Below are 19,211 nucleotides of genomic sequence, written 5' to 3' on the forward strand. Positions count from 1 at the left end.
CGAACGACGATTTCTTTAGGAAATAAATATCAATAATTAGACGTGGAAAAGACGATGGAAACCAAAAAAGCAGCCGCTAAAGCGTCGGCCGCCGTGTCACATTCAACACCCTTGATTCGTTCGGTACCTTTAATTCGCTCAGTACTGGCCCTCGCCATAACCGCGGCGACATTGGGCGGTTTGGTCGCCTGTTCCGCGGAGCAGGGCGATAGTGCGCAAAAAGATGGTGCGCAAAAAGATGGTGCGCAAAAAGATGGTGCAGTGTCTGGTGCGGATTCCAACCTGCTGGCAGAGGACTTTGTGCTGGAAGGATTTGATAAGAGTGATGTGCCCGCGTCGGTGCAGGTGAACAACGGTACCGCGGCTCTGGTGGATGATGGTGTCGGTGGCAAAGCGCTGCAGGTCAAGCTGAAACTTGCCGAGCACAACAACGCGGGGCTTGTCATTAAACCGGCAGAGGCCTGGGACTGGAGTGAGTTTTCCGATTTTAACCTGGCCTTTGATGTTTCCAACGATGGCAAAGAGTCTGTCCAAATCGACGTCACCATGGCTGACAAAAACGGGGATTTCTACACCCGTGGATTGGTTGTCCCAGCGGACGGCGTAGCGCGCACTTACTACGCGAAGTTGCACGGGCACGATCAGGAAGACCCCAAGGCCGCAGCACAGAATGAATTCAACTTTGCCTCCGGCCTCCGATCCAACCCGCCCACTTGGCAGTCTGATGACATCATGCTGCATTCCTTCTGGGGCAAAAAACTGTTGGATTTGAGCGGAATTACCCAAATTTCCTTTGGCTCCGATGGCAGCCTGAGCGACCGCCAGTACACCATTGATAACCTGCGCCTGCGTGCGAACCCGGAAATGGATAAGAATTTCCTGAGCGGGCTGCTGGATCAATATGGTCAGAATGCCAAGGTGGATTACGTCGGAAAGATTCACTCTGATGAGCAATTGCAGCAGGTTGTTGAAGCGGAACTGGCAGGCTTGTCCGGTGAGCCGAACGTAGATCGCTCAAAGTTCAGCGGCTGGAAAAATGGGCCAAAGCTCGAAGCGACTGGTTACTTCCGTACCGAAAAGGTCAATGGCAAGTGGGCGCTGGTAGACCCGGAAGGCTATCTCTATTTCTCCACCGGTATCGATATTATCCGCCTGTCGAATTCCTCCACCATTACTGGTTATGACTACGACCAGGCGCTGATCCCAAAGCGCAGCGCAGAAGACGTTATTGCCGAAGATGACCAGCCGCTGAATCGTGTGGATGAGAAGGCCTGGGCCACCCGCGAGCTGATCTCCCAGACCCGCTCGGATATGTTCGAATGGCTGCCGGGCTATGACGACCCACTGGGGAATCACTACGGTTACCGCCGCGAAACCCAGTCTGGGCCACTGAAGCACGGGGAAACCTTTAGCTTCTACAGTGCCAACCTGGAGCGTCGTTACGGCGAGACATATCCCGAGTCTTACCTGGATACCTGGCAGAAAGTTACCATCGATCGCATGCTGGACTGGGGCTTTACATCCCTGGGTAACTGGGCGGCGGATTCCTACTACAAGGAAGAGCGTATTCCGTTCGTTGCGTTTGCAGACATCATCGGTGAATTCAGCACGCTTTCTAGCGGCTTTGATTTTTGGCATCCGGTACCGGACCCTTACGATCCGCGTTTTTATGCCCGCGCAGTGGTTGCGGCGGAATCCGTCAGCGAGCAGATTAATGCCAGCCCATGGTGTATGGGTATTTTCTTCGACAATGAGCAGAGCTTTGGCCGTCTGGAAACCAATGAGCTGCATTACGGCATTGTGATCAATGCACTGTCGCGGGACGCGGCAGATACGCCGGCCAAGGTTGCCTTCAGTAAAGTTCTCAAAGAAAAGTACGGAAACATTGACGCGCTGAACAAGGCCTGGAACAAGCAGGTCGCTTCGTGGGAGGCGTTCGACAAGGGCATGGACTCCAGTGTGAGCACCGATGCGCAGCTGGAAGATTACGCCACTCTGTTGTTCGAATACGGCAATCAGTACTTCGGCACGATCAACAAGGCGATGAAGTCTGTGCTGCCCAACCACCTGTACCTGGGCTCCCGTTTGCCAAGCTGGGGCATGCCTCCGGAAATCGTCAAGGCGGCGGGTAAAAACGTCGACATTATCAGCTACAACCTCTACGAAGAGGGTCTGGTCCCGTCCAAGTGGGCGTTCCTGGCGGAGATCGACAAGCCGAGCCTAATTGGCGAGTTCAGCTTCGGCTCCGATGATCAGGGCCACTTCCACCCGGGTATCGTTATCTCCGCGGATCAGAAAGATCGCGGCCGCATGTTCAAGAACTATATGCATTCGTTTATCGACAACCCCTGGTTCGTCGGTGTGCACATGTTCCAGTACATGGACTCGCCGATTACTGGCCGCGCTTACGACGGTGAGAACTATGCCAACGGTTTTGTGTCGGTTGCGGATGTCCCATATGTGGAAATGGTCAAGGCGGCCAAAGAAGTCCATGAGGGGCTTTATGAGCGTCGCTTCGGAGATGCGCAGCCGGAAGACTAGTCCCACTGGTTCGATCGGGTAGGACGATCTGTTCCTAACCGTGTGTCCTTTGAGAGCGCGCTGCCCGCCGGGTAGCGCGCTTTTTTTGTTTCAAAACAAGCAGTTATGCCTGAGAGGGCCAACAATAACGTTTACATTTCAGGTGGATGACTGTAGATTGTTGACAAAATAACTGTATGCCAGCCTCGAGTAGCCCTATGGCCAGAAAGCTCTTCTCCGCCCAGTTCCGATCACACAAGGCGCGCTCCTTCGCCCTTTGCGTGTGCGCGGTTTCTGTGCTGTTGGTGGGGTGTGGCGCCCCCAAGGGGCAGCAGGTGATTGATGACGGCGGGGTGAAGCTCGCAGGAATCCCGAACCTGGCCGAAGGGCGGGAGATCCCCTCCGGCGTGAAGGGGGTTGGTGTTTCCTTGTCCCGGGTGGTGGATGGAGAGGCTGCATCTTTATCTGCTGCCTTCTCCAGTAGTTCTTACGAGCCTCGGCTGGAGTTCAATCCCGAGTCTGGGCAGGTTTGGGACTGGAGCGCAGCGGGAGAGAACATAGGCCTGGCGCTACGCGTCACTAACCCGGGCGATCATTCCGCACAGTTATTTGTCTCGGTCTACGATGCGAAAACGTTTGGTACTCGTTCCTTCAACCTACCTGCCGGTAGCAGCGGGAACTTCTATTTTGACCTGAACGGTCCCGCGCTGGCGCTGGATACCGGCATGCGCGATGCGCCCGCCCTGTATGACAATGCCGCCACTGCCATGACCTGGATGTGGGGCAATAAAGCGTTGGACCTGACCAGTATTCGTCGCATTGAGCTGAATATGAAAAGTATCCTCAGTGACCGCACCCTGGTGTTTGAGGATATTCGGCTTGCCGCGAACGGCGCATTTCAGGCGCAAAACCTGCAAGGCATTTTTGACCAGTATGGTCAGTACGCACCGCAAGAGTACCCGGACAAGATTCACAGTGATGATGCGCTTCGTGCAAGCGCTGCAGCGGAAGCGGAAAAGTTTGCTGAACAATCCGGTTTTCCCGACCGCTCGACCTTTGGTGGGTGGTTAAACGGACCAAGGTATGAAGCCACGGGCTTCTTCCGTACCGAAAAAATTGATGGGCAGTGGGCACTGATTGATCCCGAGGGTTATCTGTTTTTTGCCACCGGTGTCGACAACATGCGAATGGATAATACGGTCACCATGACGGGTATTGATTTCGCAGAGCCGGGTGAGCGCGATGGTGCGGTGGTGGCTTCAGAGCTACGCAAGCAACTGTTTCAGTGGTTGCCTGACGAGCAGCACCCTCTGTCAAGTCATTATGTATACCGCCCTGTAGTGCATACCGGCCCCGTGGCAAAAGGTGAGGCCTTCAGTTTTTATCGCGCAAATCTAGAAAGGAAATACGGTGCGGATTATTTGCAGCGTTGGCGTGAAGTGACGATTGATCGCCAGCTGGACTGGGGGTTCACCACCCTGGGGAACTGGGCAGATCCATCCCTGTATGACAATGGCAAAGTTGCGTATGTAGCGAACGGTTGGATTCGCGGTGAGCATAAGCGCGTGAGTAGCGGTGATGATTACTGGGGGCCGCTGCACGACCCATTCGACCCTGTCTTTATTGAATCGGTAAAACGCACCGTCGCTCAGGTCTCCACGGAAGTGCAGGACGACCCCTGGTGCATGGGCGTATATATTGAAAATGAGCTGAGTTGGGGTAACACCAAGTCTGATGCCGGACATTTTGGTCTGATTATTCACACCCTCTCCCGCAACTCGAATGAGAGCCCGGCCAAGTCGGCGTTTGTCGAAATCCTAAAAAACAAATATTCCACGGCGGAACAGTTGTCCCAGGCATGGTCTCTGCCGGTGGCATCCTGGGATGCGTTCGCGACTGGGTTTGCAATGCCTGAACCGGGCGAGGGCAGTCTGCAAATCGAGGGCGCATTGCGGGAAGATTTTTCTCTATTGTTGGAATCTCTCTCTGCGCGCTTTTTCTCGGTAGTGCAACAGGAGCTCGCGGCCGTGATGCCCAACCACTTGTTCCTTGGTGCCCGTTTCGCAGACTGGGGCATGACGCCCGAAGTTATTCGCGGTGCCGCTGCACATGTGGATGTGGTGAGTTACAACCTCTATACCGAGGGGTTGGCTGCAGACAATTGGGCGTTTTTGTCCGAGATCGACAAGCCGTCGATTATCGGGGAGTTTCATATGGGGGCGACCGATTCCGGCAGCTTCCATGCGGGGTTGGTGTCTGCTGCGGATCAGCAGGAGCGCGGTGAGATGTTCCGTGACTATATGCACACCATTATCGATAACCCCTCGTTTGTGGGTGCCCAGTGGTTCCAGTACATCGATTCGCCCGCGTCGGGCCGTGCCTGGGATGGGGAGAATTACAACGTGGGCTTTGTCACCGTTGCTGACGAGCCTTATGGCGCGCTGGTCGCAGCAGCCCGGAAATTGAATGCCGAGCTGTACCCGCGGCGTTATGGGCAAAAAAATGATTGACGTCAATTGTTAACAATCTACAATGGTCATCATTGTATCAATGAAGTTCTAATAACAAGACACGGATTTTGGGGTTCCTCCATGCTGATGGAAGTGCAAGAGCAGGCGTCCGCGCTGCTATCCGCGAGCACGATTGCCGCTACAAAAGTCGAGTACTACCAGATACCTCTGGCCGAGGTGCTCACTGACGCCCGTCATGGTGATCACACCCATTTCGAGCTGCTGGTATTCCGTGTGCGCTGTAACGATGGACTGGAAGGGGTTGGCTATACCTACACGGGCGGGCGCGGTGGCCGTGCCATTTATTCCCTGTTGCAAGACGATATTCAGCCCTTGCTAGAAGGCAAGGATGCCAACGAAATCGGTGCTGTCTGGGAAGAAATCCAGTCGCACCTGCACTACGTGGGTCGCGGTGGTCTGCTGAGCTTTGCACTGTCTGCCGTGGATATCGCCCTTTGGGACCTGCGCTGCAAACGCCTGGGCATGCCGCTGTGGAAGGTGGCCGGTGGTGCGGACAACACCACCAAGTGTTACGCCGGCGGCATCGACCTGAATTTCAGTGAAGCCAAACTACTCGACAATATTTCCAGCTATCTTGCGCGCGGTTTTAACGCGGTCAAGATCAAGGTCGGTAAGGATGATTACCGGGAAGATGTGGCACGGGTGGAAGCGGTACGCAAGCTGATCGGCGACGATGCCATTTTTATGGTGGATGCCAATTACTCCATGACCGTGGAGCAGGCCGTTCGTTTCGGGCGCGCCATCGACCACTGCGATATTACCTGGTTTGAAGAGCCCACCATCCCCGATGACTATCTAGGTTATGGCCGTATTGCCGAGGCGATCAATATTCCGTTGGCAATGGGCGAAAACCTGCACACCATCCACGAATTTACTTACGCGATTGCGCAGTCGAAGCTCGGCTTCCTGCAGCCGGACGCATCGAATATCGGCGGTATCACCGGTTGGCTGAAAGTTGCCGAGTTGGCCTACGCCCACAACCTGCCAGTGTGCAGCCACGGTATGCACGAGCTGCATGTGTCACTGATGGCGAGCCAACCGCACGCAGGCTACCTGGAAGTTCACTCTTTCCCAATTGATGAATACACCACCCGTCCCATCGTGTTGCAGGACGGCCGTGCTGTCGCCTCCAATGAGCCCGGCACCGGCGTGGTGTTTGATGATGCACTGCTGCGACCACATCTGGTCAAGTACACATAACAGGTAATTTTCATGCAAGTTCAAGCCGCTCAGTATGTTGGCAACAAATCCTTTGAAGTTGTGGAAGGGCGCTGCGAAGCGCCTGCAGCCGGCGAGGTGCGCCTTAAAGTGGGTTATGTCGGTATCTGCGGAACCGATATGCACATCTATCACGGTGTGATGGACCAGCGTGTACAGCCGCCTCAAGTCGTTGGCCACGAGATGTCTGGGGTGGTCGACGCTGTTGGCGAAGGCGTGGAAGGGTACTCTGCCGGAGACCGCGTAGTAGTGCGCCCACTCGACTTTTGCGGTGATTGCCCGGCCTGTAATGAGGGCCACAGCCACGTTTGCCACAATCTGAAATTCATGGGTATCGACTCTGTCGGTGCGTTCCAGAGCTTCTGGAATGTAAAAGCCCGCACCCTGCACAAGTTGCCGGAAAACGTTTCGTTAAAGCAGGGCGCGCTGATCGAGCCGCTGGCCGTTGCGTGCCACGATATTTCCCGTGCACGCCTCAAGGCGGGTGAGAAAGCGGTCATTCTAGGCGGTGGCCCTATCGGGCAATTGGTGGCGCAGGTTGCTTTGGGTATTGGCGCTGAGGTGATGGTGTCCGAGCCGAGTCCAGAACGTCGCGCATTTGCGGAGCAGACCGGTGCACTGGCGGTTAACCCGCTGGAACAGGACCTCACCGCCGCGGTGGAAGACTGGACCCAAGGCAAGGGCGCCGATGTGGTGTTCGAGGTCTCTGGTGTGCAGCCGGCAATTGACGCCATGACCGAAATTGCCGCCGTGCGCGGGCGAATTTGCATGGTTGCGATCCACAGTCAAAAGCCGCAGCTGGACCTGTTCAAGTTCTTTTGGCGTGAGCTGGAGCTGGTGGGTGCACGTGTGTACGAAGCGCAGGATTTTGAACAGGCGATCGACATGGTTGCCAAGGGCAAGATTGACCTGGTGCCGTTTATCAGCAAAGTGGCGCAACTAAACGATATTGGCAGCGCCTTCGCTAGTATGGATGGTAATCCATCTGGCATGAAAGCTCTGGTTGCGTGTGGTGCTGAGGACTGATCCTCCAGAAATAATTTAGAGAGTAAAACGATGTTGCAGCAATTTAGCCTCGCCGGTAAAAAAGCCCTGGTTACCGGTTGTAATCGCGGTATTGGTAAAGCCATGGCGGTCGCTCTGGCAGAAGCGGGTGCGGACGTGATCGGCGTATCTGCCAACCTGGATTTGAGTGACTCTGAAGTGGGTCGCGAGGTGGCAGCCGCAGGTCAGCAGTTCTTTCCCTACCAGTGCGATTTTTCAGACCGCAACTCGCTGTATGGTTTTATCGACAAGGTTAAAAGCGAACACCCGCAAATCGATATCCTGGTAAACAATGCCGGTACGATTTTGCGCGCCCCGGCGGCAGAGCACGGGGACGACCTGTGGGATAAGGTGATCGAAGTTAACCTGAACGCACAGTTTATTTTGAGCCGCGAAATCGGCAAGGAAATGGTCGCACGCGGCGCTGGGAAAATTATTTTCACCGCGTCGCTGCTGACCTTCCAGGGTGGTATTACTGTTCCGGGGTACGCCGCGAGTAAAGGTGCGATTGGGCAAATCGCCATGGCGCTGTCCAATGAATGGGCTTCCAAGGGCGTTAACGTGAATGCGATTGCCCCGGGATATATCGCCACCGATAACACCCAGGCGCTACGCGAAGACAGTGAGCGCGCAGCGAGTATCCTCGCCCGTATCCCGCAGGGGCGCTGGGGCGAACCCGCAGACTTCAAGGGGCCGGTAGTCTTCCTGGCCTCCGAAGCCTCTAACTACATGAATGGCAGCGTCCTGTTGGTGGACGGTGGCTGGATGGGGAGATAAGCCCATGTCGGTAGAACTGAAAAACAATGTGAACTTTATCAATGGCGAATACGTTGCCTCCGAGACAGATGGCGTCATTGAAGTATTAAACCCGAGCACCGGTGAGGTACTGGGTAGTATCCCCAAGGGCTGTGCTGAAGATGCCGAGCGCGCACTTAGCAATGCCAAGCAGGCGCAAAAGGCTTGGGCCAAGCGCACGGCGCGCGACCGTGCAGCGCTGCTGCGCAAGTTTGCTGCGGCAATTCGCGCAGAGGCCGAAGGCCTCGCCGAGCTGCTGGTGAAAGAGCAGGGCAAGCTGATTGGCGTTGCCCGCGACGAGGTGAATGCTACCGCGACGTTTATAGAGTACGCCTGTGACAACGCGCTGACGCTGGAAGGCGATATTCTGCCTTCCGACAACGAAGACGAAAAAATCTATATCCACAAGGTACCTCGCGGCGTTGTGGTCGCGATTACTGCTTGGAACTTCCCATTGGCGTTGGCAGGCCGGAAAATTGGCCCGGCATTGATTACCGGTAACAGCATCGTTATCAAGCCTACGCAGGAAACACCGCTCACCACCATGGAGCTGGGGCGTATCGCTAACGACGTGGGTATTCCCGCCGGTGTGTTGAATATTGTTAATGGCCAGGGCTCCGTTGTTGGCCAGGCGCTCTGCGAAAGTCCGCTCACCGCCATGATCACCATGACCGGCAGTACCCGCGCCGGCCAGGTGATCCATCAGGCCAGCGGCAAGCACATGATTCCCGTTATGCTGGAACTGGGTGGCAAGGCGCCGTTTATCGTGATGGAAGATGCGGACCTGGAGAAAGCTGCGGAAGCGGCGCTGTGGACCCGTTATGCCAACTGTGGCCAGGTGTGTACCTGTGCCGAGCGTTTGTATGTCCACGAAAGCGTGTACGACGCGTTTATGGACAAATTCCTGCCGAAAGTAAAAGCACTGAAAGTCGGCAACCCGCTGGATGAAGCGACGCAGATGGGACCGAAGGTCAATGCGCGTGAAATCGAGCATATCCACGAGCTGGTGCAGCAAAGTATTGCTCAGGGTGCGGAGCTATTGATCGGTGGCAAACCTGCGGATGTCGCTGGTTTCGAAGGCGGCAACTGGTATGAGCCGACGGTATTGACTAATGTGCAGCAGGACAACGTGCTGGTACACGAGGAAACCTTCGGCCCGATTCTGCCGATCGTAAAGATCTCCAGTATCGAGGAAGCCATCAACCATACCAACGACAGTGAATACGGCCTATCCGCATACTTGTTTACCGAAAACCTGCGTTACATCCATCAGGCCGTGGCCGAGATGGAAGTTGGTGAGGTTTACGTGAATCGCGGTATTGGTGAGCAACACCAGGGTTTCCATAATGGTTGGAAGCTTTCCGGCATCGGTGGCGAAGACGGCCGCTACGGGCTTGAACAGTACGTTGACAAGAAAACGGTTTACTTGTCAGAGGCGTGAGCGCCTCTGTTCTCTTCCTTTCATCTCATCAGGATGAACATCTTTGCGCGAAGTTTTGCTTCGCGCTTTTTTTGCCCTGAAAAAACGTTGTGGGGTGTTGGAAACATAAACTGTTGGTAATAAAAAAGCCCGGCACTAGGCCGGGCTTTTGCGAATCAAACGATATCAATCGACCGTAGTGGGTCGCGAGACACTTATTTGATATTGCTTAACATTACTTGATATTGGCGCGCAGTGCGGTGGTGGCCACGTTGATCTTGTTGGCCTTCAGCGCTTCCAGGATTGCGCGGTGCTCGTCCACACAATCTTTTGGTTTGGAGATCCGCTTGTAGTTCATACGCATGCGCAGCACGATGGGGTACCAGAGGTTGATCAGTTCGTCGCCACCGGCCGCGTGCACCAGATAGCGGTGGAAATCGATATCGGCTTTGGTCACCTCATTGAATTCCTGAGCATCAAAGGCATCTTGCAGGCGCACCAGAATATCTTCCAGTTCGGCAAAATCCATTTCGGTCAGTTTGCCCTTCAGCTGTGAGATCGCAAACACCTCGATACGACGGCGAATATCGACCATCAGCTCCTGCATGGACGGATCCAGCACGCTGTTTACGGAAACACCGCAGTTGTTCTTGGCGACCAGCAGGCCTTCTTTGGTGAGCTGCAACAGGACGTCGCGCACGGGACCGCGGGATACGCCGAACCGATTTGCCAGCTGCTGTTCGTTCAGTTTGGTAGTGGGCGCCAGGTCTCCGGAAATGATATCGGAGCGCAACTGATCCGCGATCTGTTCGCGGACTGGAATAATTTTTGTGGCTTCACGCATGATCGATTCTGCTCACCAATTTATCTTTGGGTAGGCGGAGAGGCCCCGCTTACCGTATTTCGTTCAGTTCATTCGCCGCCTCTTGCAGCCCGTCTGGAGTAGAGGAGGGCAAGGACTTCTGGCGGATATGTCCGGGCTATCTTGGTCACCAGCTGTTTCTGCGGTAACGCATGGGTTGCAACAAATTTACAACGGACTCCCGATTTGCCGATAGTACCCCAGACCACAAGAAAAATCCCCAACAAACTGTTAACAATCAACAATTATGCTGGTTAAATTTACCCTTACGAGGGCGATAGTGTGCTGAAAAGCACTATTTATCTGCGATTTTGGCGTGAATTAGCGCCCCCGGTCAACAATTGACCAGTTGTATAAGAATCTGTTTTGGAGTGTCGCAATGGGTGAAATTTTGGTGTGTGACTGGGGAACCAGTAGCTTTCGGTTAATGCGTGTTAGTGCGTCGGGTGAAATCCTCGCTCAGGTGGCTACAGATCAAGGCGTCAAGCAGCTGAATCCCGAAGATATGGAGGCCTATCTCAAGGCACAAATGGCGACGCTCGGCAGCACTACGGCTCCTGTGGTCCTGTGTGGCATGGTGGGGTCCGGTATTGGCTGGTACGAGGTGCCTTATGTAAGCTGCCCAGCCTCCGTCAAGTCACTGTCCGCGGCATTGGTACGCATCCCGCAGACTGACCTGAATGCCTGGTGTGTACCGGGTGTAAAGCTGACGTCTTCGCAAGGTGATGCGGATGTGATGCGCGGCGAAGAGACCCAAATCATTGGCTGGCTTACGCAGGCGAGCGAGCAGGAACGCACCAATAGCACTCTGTGCCTGCCGGGTACACATAGTAAATGGGCGCATGTAGAGGGAGCGGAAATCTGTGAATTCAGTACTGCATTCACCGGCGAGATGTACGCGCTGCTGAATGACCACAGTGTGCTCGTACAGGGCGCCCAAGTAGCTTGTGATAGCGCGTTTGACGCTGGTCTTGCGGCAAGCACAGATGGTGCTGGGCTTATTCATCAGTTGTTCAATGCCCGCAGCAGGTCGGTACTGGGCCTGCAGCCTGCCTCTGCAAGCGCGTCTTACCTTTCTGGTCTATTGATCGGCAGTGAAGTTGCGGGCGTGGCGAAGAAGCTGTCGCCCGGTGCAGTCGTGCACCTGATTTGTGGTGATTACCTGGCGGAGCCTTATCTGAAAGCGCTAACGCATTTTGGACTTAGGGGTATGCACTACTCAGGTAGCACCTATTCCGCACTGGGGCTGCGCGCTATTGCCGAGGCTCGCGGCCTGATGTAGCTAGGTATATTGTAACGAGGCCGATGATAATTTCCCGTCTGTAACAGTTCCTCTATCGCTTTGCCCGATGGCTCCCGCTTTACGTTTTCTTCTCCCTTTGACCAATATCCGCCCATTATGTCAAAGGGTTGGAGGGAGCAATGGTGAGTATTCTGGGCAAGTTACGGAGTTTTTTCGCAGCGGTAATGACGGTCGTCATACTAGTCGGTTGTGGCGGCTCCAGTGAGAGCGAACCGCCCGCACCAGAGGTTACCGAGGATGTTGCCGACGGTGGTTCCGATGGTGGCGGTAATGACGACGGTGACACGAACACCACTGAAGACCCGGTAACCGTTGCAGAAAATAAACTGGGCGCCTGGATTTGGTACATCGACGAGGCCGGACTCGTACGTGGCGATCACGCGAGCATGGCTCAGTACCTCGCTGGCCTCGGCGTGAAGCGTGTGTTCATCAAGATCAGTGATATCAACTACCAGTGGGAAGCCAACAAAATTACCTTCCAGGGTGACGATGTTGATTGCGGTGTATGGCAAGACGCCTGTGAGCCTGAAAACCTCCAATTCTATCGGGATGCGGGCATTGAACCCTGGGCGTGGACCTATAACGATGTACATTCCTTCGCAGAGCAAGCGGATATGCTCGAAGCTGCGGTGCGTGTAGGTTACGCCGGTTACGTATTGGATATTGAAGAAGAATATAACGGTGTCTCCGACGATCTTCACACGCTGCTGTCCGCCCATCGCAATCGTCTGGAAACACTGGGTGATATCGTTTCAGAAAATTTCTTATTGACTGCTACAAGCTGGGGTAACCCGCAATACCACGGTATGCGCATTGATATTATCGATGAGTATGTGGATGCGCACATGCCGCAGACGTATATAGAAAAGTGGGGGAGTGATTTTATTCTGGATATCCCCGGGACCATCGCTCAGGGAGATTGCGAATACCGTGAGCTTGGGGCGACCAAGCCCGTGTGGCATATTGTCTCCCATGAAGACAAACTGCTCACCGCGGACCAGTTAAACGAATTTGTCCGTCATGCCGGCCCGCATGCGTCCGTGTGGCGTATGAGCAGTGATTATCTGCAAGAAGAGATTGAGGCTGTGGACTGGGATATGAAAGAGTTCCAGCCCAATGAATGTACTCAAACGAACTTCGATATCGATTGAAATCGATAACGTAAAAATTAGGGCTGACTACTCGCAGAGGAAAGTACCATGTTTGGAAAACAGTATTTTTTATTTCTATGTGCAGCCTTGTGGGTTTTCACTGCCTCAGCCCAGGTACCACAGAGTAGTCAGCAGTTATTGATAACCTTGACTGATGATTGGGGTGCGACGACCGGAGAACTACGCGCTTTCTCGCGTGGAGAAAAAGGTTGGATCTCAGAGTTTTCCCCGATTCCGGTAAACCTTGGCCGCACTGGGCTGGCTTGGGGAATAGGACTTCATCCACAATCTGTGATTGGCGAAGGTGCCCCTCACAAACGCGAGGGCGATGGCAAGGCGCCGGCGGGTATCTTTCGTTTGGGTGATGCATTTGGCTACCCTGAGACATTGCGCACCGGTCTTGATTACCAGCCCATGAGCTCTTCCCACTACTGTATCGATGTACCCACTTCGGCGCTGTACAACCAAACTGTGGATGCTGCTGTTGTGGGTGAAGAAAAGGTGAAAGGTTCTTCCGAAGGGATGCGCCGGGACATTCACTACGGAGATCAGCAGTATAAAAAGGGGATTTTCGTGGCCCATAACCCGGCCAATGTGCCCGGGGCTGGTAGTTGTATTTTCGTACATCTCTGGAAGGAGCCTGGTAGCCCAACTGCGGGCTGCACGGCGATGGCGGAGCCGCAAATGGATGCTGTTCTCGCATGGCTAAAGTCTGGAGAATTGCCAGTATATGTTGCATTGCCCAAGGCGCAGTACGTTGCGCTACGGCAGCAATGGGGTCTCCCGCCGTTGTAGTCTACGTTGAAAAACCTTATGTATCGGCGTTATCGATAGTTACAAACTGTCACTGACAAATAAGCGCCTTACACTGAGCTCATCGCCCGTCCAATCTAGGCGGGTTTCCAATATGGTTGAGAATGAGCAAGGTTATGAGTAGCAAAAACTGGCAGGCTGATAAGCGCCACTGGATGCATCCCTGGACCCATTTTGATTCCTTCAAAGATGAGGGGTCATTGATGTTGACCCGTGCCAAGGGTGCGCGTCTTTGGGATGAGCAGGGTACGAGCTACTTTGATGCAGTCGGTGGCCTCTGGTGTACCAATATTGGCCTCGGTCGGGAAGAGATGGCTGAAACCATCGCCGAGCAAGTCCGCGAAATGGCTTACGCTAACCCCTTCGTAGACATGTCCAATGTGCCTGCTGCGCAGCTGGCGAAAAAGCTGGCGGAGTTGGCCCCTGGCGATGTGAATCGCGTTTTCTATAGCTGTGGTGGTTCTACGGCAATTGATACTGCCTTTCGTCTGGTGCACTTCTACCAGAACTGCCGTGGTAAGCCGGCGAAAAAGCATATATTAGCCCGGAAGGGCGGCTACCACGGCAGCACCTATGCGGCCATGTCTATCACTGGCAAGTCAGGTGATAAGATTCCCGAATTCGATTATATCCAGGACACCATCCACCATTTGAGTTGCCCGAATCCTTACCGGGCACCAGCAGGGATGGATGAGCAGCAGTTCTGCGATTTCCTCGTTGATGAATTCAAGCAGAAGGTTGCCGAACTTGGAGCGGACAAAATCGGGGCATTTTTTGCCGAACCGATTCTGGGATCCGGCGGCGTGATTGTGCCACCTGAAGGCTACAATCGCCGTATCTGGGAGCTGTGCCAGGAAAATGACATTCTGTTTGTGGCCGATGAAGTGGTTACCGCATTTGGCCGTGTCGGCCACTGGTTTGCATCAGAAGATCTCTTCGGTGTGCAGCCGGATATTATTACCTGTGCCAAGGGACTGACTTCCGGGTATTTGCCGTTGGGTGCCACTCTGTTCTCTGATCGTATTTACGATGTGATCGCTACTGGCGATGCCGATCGCTACTTTGCCGGTGGGTACACTTATTCCGGGCACCCGGTGGCTTGTGCTGCGGCACTGAAGAACATCGAGATCATCGAGCGGGAAAGCTTGTTGTCACGTGTTGTGGAGGTTGGTGCTTACTTTGAGCAACGCCTGCAGACTCTGCGTGAGCTTCCGCTAGTAGGTGACGTTCGTGGCAAGCGGTTTATGATGTGCGTGGAGAATGTTGCCGATAAAAATACCAAGCAACTTTTGCCGGACGAGCTCAATATCGGTAAGTGGATCTCTGATCGCGCTGAACAGAATGGATTGATCGTACGGCCGATCGTGCACCTGAACGTGATGTCGCCACCTCTGACCATGAGTCGCAAGGATGTTGATTTTGTCGTGGACAAGCTAGGCGCGGCGATCGAGCACACCTATCACGACCTGCAAAAGGAGGGGTTGATTGCAGCCCCTCGAAAGCTCACGGCTTAATCAGGGCATATACCGGCCCGACGTTCAGGCGGGCTCCGGCGCTGTCGCAGAGAGAATATTTGAAATTTCGTCGATCAACCTTTGACCGGCAGGGCCGAGTGTTTTGCGGCGAGACCAGATCAGGTCGGTACAGTAAGGGTAGGGCGTGAGCTGGAAGTCGGTGTTCAGCACGGTAATTGCCCCGCTTTCGATATGCGGGCGTGCAATATGCAGCGGGGTAAATGCCCAGCCGAGCCCTTCCGTCAGCATCGTCATAAACAGCGAATAGCTTTCCAGGTACCAAACCCGGTCACTAAGGTCGTTCTCCGGCAGGGAGGCCGGGTCACTGCTCGCGCTGATGCGTAGGTGCAGATGGTTATGCAGGTCCTGGATACTCACCTTGTCCAGCTCAGTAAGCGGGTGATTGGCACCGGCAACGAGCATAAAGGAGCAGTTGCCCACGCCACGAAAATCAAAGTCTTCGGGGTAGTCCCCCTGGCTCAACACAATACCAATATCCGCTTTGCCTTCTCGAACCAGCGATGCGGCAGTGTCCCCGGATGCGTGCAACAGGCTTACTGTCACGGTGCCGAACTCCGCATAGAACTTTTCTAGTCCCTGCGCCAGCGCGCTCAAATTGATTGCCGATTCATCCACCGCAATGGTTAGCGACTCCTCGAGCCCAGCATTCAGGCTGCGGCTTTTTGCCTCAAAGCGGGAGTAAGAGCTGAGCAGAGAGCGTACGTCGTGCAGTAGCGAACGGCCTTGTGCGGTGAGCTTGGGTTCGCGACCAGAACGGTCGAATAGAGTCAGACCTGTATCGATCTCAAGGTTGCTGATTAGCCCCGAAATCGTTGATTGCGCCTTTCCCAGGGACCTTGCGGCCGCAGAAAAGGATCCACTACGTGCGGCAGCCTCGAAGGCTTCCAGCTGTTCTGGAGCAATAAAGAAGCGTGATTCCATAAATCCCCCGTCAGGCAGTGATCGCCATTGTTGTTATTGGGTGTTGTCAGCGTTGCATCTGGTTCGGATATAGCTCTGTGGGGCCATTGTGCCCTCGAATACCCGTTGAGCGGCGAATACCTTGTATCGGTTTGGCCTATGGAAATCACTTTATCAGAGTCCACTCTACTGTAAAGTGGTGCCATCCATGTTTAGTGTCGTGGTCTTATTTTAACCGGTTTTGTGGCCGCTATTGACCGAGTTGCCCGGAACGTAATACGCATTATTTATCGGTAACTCGATCTCGGCTCGCCAAAAAGTTGGCTGTTTGACCTTTAGGCCGCAGTATTTTCTGCAATCATCATCCGATATGCCGGTAAGCTCGGCGAAAAGATTTTGCACCCATCTGGTGCAAGTGGCTGAAATTAGTTCGGTTTGCGAATACTTTTGGCGCAGATTCGGCGAGTAAGCCTCTCTTCGGCGACTAATTTTGTTTTGTCTCCCATCTATCGTCATTACCGATGGTTGATATTTTCCATTTAGTGGTGGAAAGCGAGATGCTGATCGCAGGGTGGATGAGTTCGCGCGCCCACGAACAGAGTCTCAGTTAAATAATAAGGATCTAGGGTATGTTCCAATTTAAGAAAAAACCGCTGGCTTATCTTGTGCCGATGTTTGCACTGAGCCTGGCTCCTGCGGCCTTTGCACAGGACAGCGTTGAAGACAATAAAGAACTAGCGAATGAGGGTAGTCAGGAAGTCCAGGCGCTAGAGAATGTGGTTGTTACCGCAACGCGCCGTGAAGCCACTGTTCAGGATATTCCAATTAATATCTCCGCTATCGGAGAAGCGGAAATGCGCAAGCGCGCCATCACTGATCTGAAAGACTTGATCAGTGATTCCGTTACTATCAGCGCGCCTGGAAACTCTGCGCGCTTCGCGGACTCAGTCACCGTTCGTGGTCTCAACGTATCCCCGGTAAACCAGAACAATCTGGAGTTCTTTGTGCGCTCTACTCTGGCGTATTACCTGGATGAGACACCGCTGCCGCATATTGGTTACCGCATTAAAGATATTGCACGGGTAGAAACCCTGCTAGGTCCACAAGGTACTCTCTACGGCTCCGGGAGCCTTGGTGGTACCGTTCGCTACATTACCAACCAGCCGAACTTTGATGAGTCTACGGTTCGCCTCAACACCGGCATGTATCAGACCCAAGGTGGTGGCCTGAGCACTGATACCGATGTAGTGATTAACCAGCCATTGAGTGAGAATGTTGCTATTCGCGCATCTCTCGCCTACTTGGATGAGGCGGGATATACCGATCGTGAAATTTCTCCATCCTTCCGCTCCGAGAATCCTTGGACTAATGTGGATGGCTCCAATAAAACCCGCTACGAAAATGATGACTATCAGTATGTGACCACTGGCAAGGTCGCCCTGGCTTGGCAGATGAATCCAGATGCGAAGCTCACATTGACCCATGCCCAGCAAAGCCAGCTGGCAAACGGCTCTGGTGGTAGCACCATTGATCCCACGCAGGATGGTGATGTACTGCAGTATGGTCAGGATGTTGTTGTTGGGCGTTATCGCGAATTTTCCGATCGCTCGTTCATGCTCGACTCCGTCGATCTTGAGTGGGATTTTGATGCGTTCTCGATGAAGTCCAGCACTTCTTACTTCGAGGATACCCGCGAAGGTCAAGCCAACTACGGTATTGGCTACTTATATTACGGTGACTGGGGGTGGAGCGCTCTTACTCCGGATAATACCGATGAAACCCCGTATATGGTGTTTGACAACACCTATTCTGGTTTGAGTCATGAAACCCGCTTTGTATCCGAAGGTGATAGTGCGTTGAGCTGGATCGGTGGTATCTACTACACCCAGCAAGAGCGCGCTCTAACCTTCTCCGAGATCTTCCCGACTCTGGATTCTGTTGGTGGCATCGATCGATCTGTGACTGGCGGGGCTTTAGACGCTGGCTACTCCGAGGATATCAACTCTGACTACAGCGAGCTGGCTCTATTCGGTGAGCTCACTTACGCTGTGACCGATCGGTGGGATGTAACTCTGGGGGCGCGTGTCTTTAACTTTTCAGATGAAGCGGATCCTCAGATTACTGACTATGCATTTGGTGCGGTTGATACCAAAGGTGCAACTGACACCTCCGAGTCTGGCGAAAAGTTCTTCAAACTCAATACTTCCTATGATCTGACAGATGATCTGCTAGTTTATGCGACCGCATCGCAAGGTTTCCGTCGTGGTGGTGTGAATGGCTTTAAGAATCTGGGCGATCAGCAAGTTGCTGATAGCACTCAAAATTACTCGCCTGATTCGGTTGATAACTTTGAGCTCGGTTTGAAGGGTACTTTCTTTGATGATGTGCTCTACGTTGAGACAAACGTTTATCAGATTGCTTGGGAGAACACTCAGACTTATTACTCCCAGAGCATTAATTTCTTTCCCTTGAATGGTACTGCGAATGGTCCTGCAGCAGAGTCCCGTGGCTTTGATTTCAGCAGCCGTTTGAAGCTTACCGACAACATCAACCTGAAGTATGCGACGGCAACTACTGAGGCGAAATGGGCAGAGACTAAAGAGGTTTGCCTGTATACAGATGGTTCTAGCTGTCGTACCTGGGAGAAGGGAGGTCTTCTCGGTGGTGCGCCAGAATGGCGTCACAATTTGGGAGCGGACTTCTTCTATGATCTCAGTAATGGTCTGAACCTGTCCGCGAATGTGCGTGGTTCCTATACAAGTGAGATTCAAAGTAACCGTGCTGATTCTCCGGATGAGGAGCCTCCTCGCTACGATTCTTACACTCTTTACAGTGCCAACCTGGCTCTATCAGGTGACGATTGGACTGCGGGGCTTTGGGCTCGAAACTTGACCAATGAGCGTGCCGAAGTGTCATATCAGTCAGAGCACTACGTAGGTGAGCGCAAGATCTACACTGCGCCTCGAACCATTGGCTTGAATGTCTCTTACGATTTCTAAATAGATCGTTTCATTGTGGATTGATGGGGGCGTTTTTCGCCCCCTTTTTTTTCTGATCGAAAACTTCCGGTTGCGTTACCGCGCTAAATGTGAAGAATAAATTATTCGCCAATTTCAATT

Annotated in this window: 13 protein-coding genes; 11 read left to right on the forward strand and 2 right to left on the reverse strand. The window is 53.6% G+C overall.

Translation table 11 applies throughout. The features are described from left to right. Positions 1 to 54: 54 nt before the first annotated feature. The 6 genes from KUV22_RS00730 to aldA all read left to right on the forward strand — a co-directional run bounded on the left by KUV22_RS00730 (position 55) and on the right by aldA (position 9,549). Entirely contained in the window at positions 55 to 2,541 is a 2,487-nt protein-coding gene (locus KUV22_RS00730) for a beta-galactosidase (protein ID WP_222227753.1), read from the forward strand. Positions 2,542 to 2,738: 197 nt separating this feature from the next. Then, positions 2,739 to 5,030: an agarase gene (locus tag KUV22_RS00735; protein WP_222227754.1), complete on the forward strand. Its 2,292-nt coding sequence runs from the start codon at positions 2,739 to 2,741 to the stop codon at positions 5,028 to 5,030. Between the two features lie 81 nt (positions 5,031 to 5,111). Further along, positions 5,112 to 6,251 (forward strand): mandelate racemase/muconate lactonizing enzyme family protein, encoded by a 1,140-nt coding sequence (locus KUV22_RS00740; protein ID WP_261319053.1) that lies wholly within the window; start codon positions 5,112 to 5,114, stop codon positions 6,249 to 6,251. Between the two features lie 12 nt (positions 6,252 to 6,263). Continuing rightward, positions 6,264 to 7,295 carry a zinc-dependent alcohol dehydrogenase gene (locus KUV22_RS00745; protein WP_222227755.1) on the forward strand — a complete coding sequence of 344 codons (1,032 nt, stop codon included), beginning with the start codon at positions 6,264 to 6,266 and terminating at the stop codon, positions 7,293 to 7,295. A gap of 30 nt (positions 7,296 to 7,325) precedes the next feature. Beyond that, positions 7,326 to 8,090, forward strand: a complete 765-nt coding sequence (locus KUV22_RS00750; protein WP_010133185.1) for an SDR family NAD(P)-dependent oxidoreductase — start codon at positions 7,326 to 7,328, stop codon at positions 8,088 to 8,090. A gap of 4 nt (positions 8,091 to 8,094) precedes the next feature. Continuing rightward, positions 8,095 to 9,549 carry an aldehyde dehydrogenase gene (aldA, locus tag KUV22_RS00755; RefSeq protein ID WP_222227756.1) on the forward strand — a complete coding sequence of 485 codons (1,455 nt, stop codon included), beginning with the start codon at positions 8,095 to 8,097 and terminating at the stop codon, positions 9,547 to 9,549. A gap of 214 nt (positions 9,550 to 9,763) precedes the next feature. Here aldA and KUV22_RS00760 read toward each other — a convergent pair whose 3' ends face one another. After that, a complete protein-coding gene (locus KUV22_RS00760; protein WP_010133183.1) occupies positions 9,764 to 10,372 on the reverse strand; it encodes a GntR family transcriptional regulator in 609 nt (202 codons plus the stop codon). Positions 10,373 to 10,769: 397 nt separating this feature from the next. On the opposite strand from KUV22_RS00760, the gene KUV22_RS00765 reads away from it, so the two are divergent. The 4 genes from KUV22_RS00765 to KUV22_RS00780 all read left to right on the forward strand — a co-directional run bounded on the left by KUV22_RS00765 (position 10,770) and on the right by KUV22_RS00780 (position 15,171). Next, entirely contained in the window at positions 10,770 to 11,672 is a 903-nt protein-coding gene (locus KUV22_RS00765; protein ID WP_222227757.1) for a 2-dehydro-3-deoxygalactonokinase, read from the forward strand. A gap of 140 nt (positions 11,673 to 11,812) precedes the next feature. Continuing rightward, a complete protein-coding gene (locus KUV22_RS00770; RefSeq protein WP_222227758.1) occupies positions 11,813 to 12,844 on the forward strand; it encodes a hypothetical protein in 1,032 nt (343 codons plus the stop codon). A gap of 48 nt (positions 12,845 to 12,892) precedes the next feature. Next, complete coding sequence (locus KUV22_RS00775; RefSeq protein ID WP_222227759.1) at positions 12,893 to 13,639, forward strand: L,D-transpeptidase family protein; 747 nt, start codon at positions 12,893 to 12,895, stop codon at positions 13,637 to 13,639. Between the two features lie 134 nt (positions 13,640 to 13,773). Beyond that, positions 13,774 to 15,171, forward strand: a complete 1,398-nt coding sequence (locus KUV22_RS00780) for an aminotransferase (protein ID WP_222227760.1) — start codon at positions 13,774 to 13,776, stop codon at positions 15,169 to 15,171. Positions 15,172 to 15,195: 24 nt separating this feature from the next. Here the strand turns inward: KUV22_RS00780 and KUV22_RS00785 are convergent, their stop codons facing one another. Then, the gene (locus KUV22_RS00785; RefSeq protein ID WP_222227761.1) at positions 15,196 to 16,113 is read right to left on the reverse strand and encodes a LysR family transcriptional regulator; all 918 of its coding nucleotides are present in this window, start codon (positions 16,111 to 16,113) and stop codon (positions 15,196 to 15,198) included. A gap of 608 nt (positions 16,114 to 16,721) precedes the next feature. Between KUV22_RS00785 and KUV22_RS00790 the strand changes: the two genes are divergently transcribed. Beyond that, positions 16,722 to 19,091: a TonB-dependent receptor gene (locus KUV22_RS00790; RefSeq protein WP_222227762.1), complete on the forward strand. Its 2,370-nt coding sequence runs from the start codon at positions 16,722 to 16,724 to the stop codon at positions 19,089 to 19,091. Positions 19,092 to 19,211: the final 120 nt, after the last annotated feature.

The organism is Microbulbifer agarilyticus, from assembly GCF_019800665.1.
GTDB classification, from domain to species: domain Bacteria; phylum Pseudomonadota; class Gammaproteobacteria; order Pseudomonadales; family Cellvibrionaceae; genus Microbulbifer; species Microbulbifer agarilyticus_C.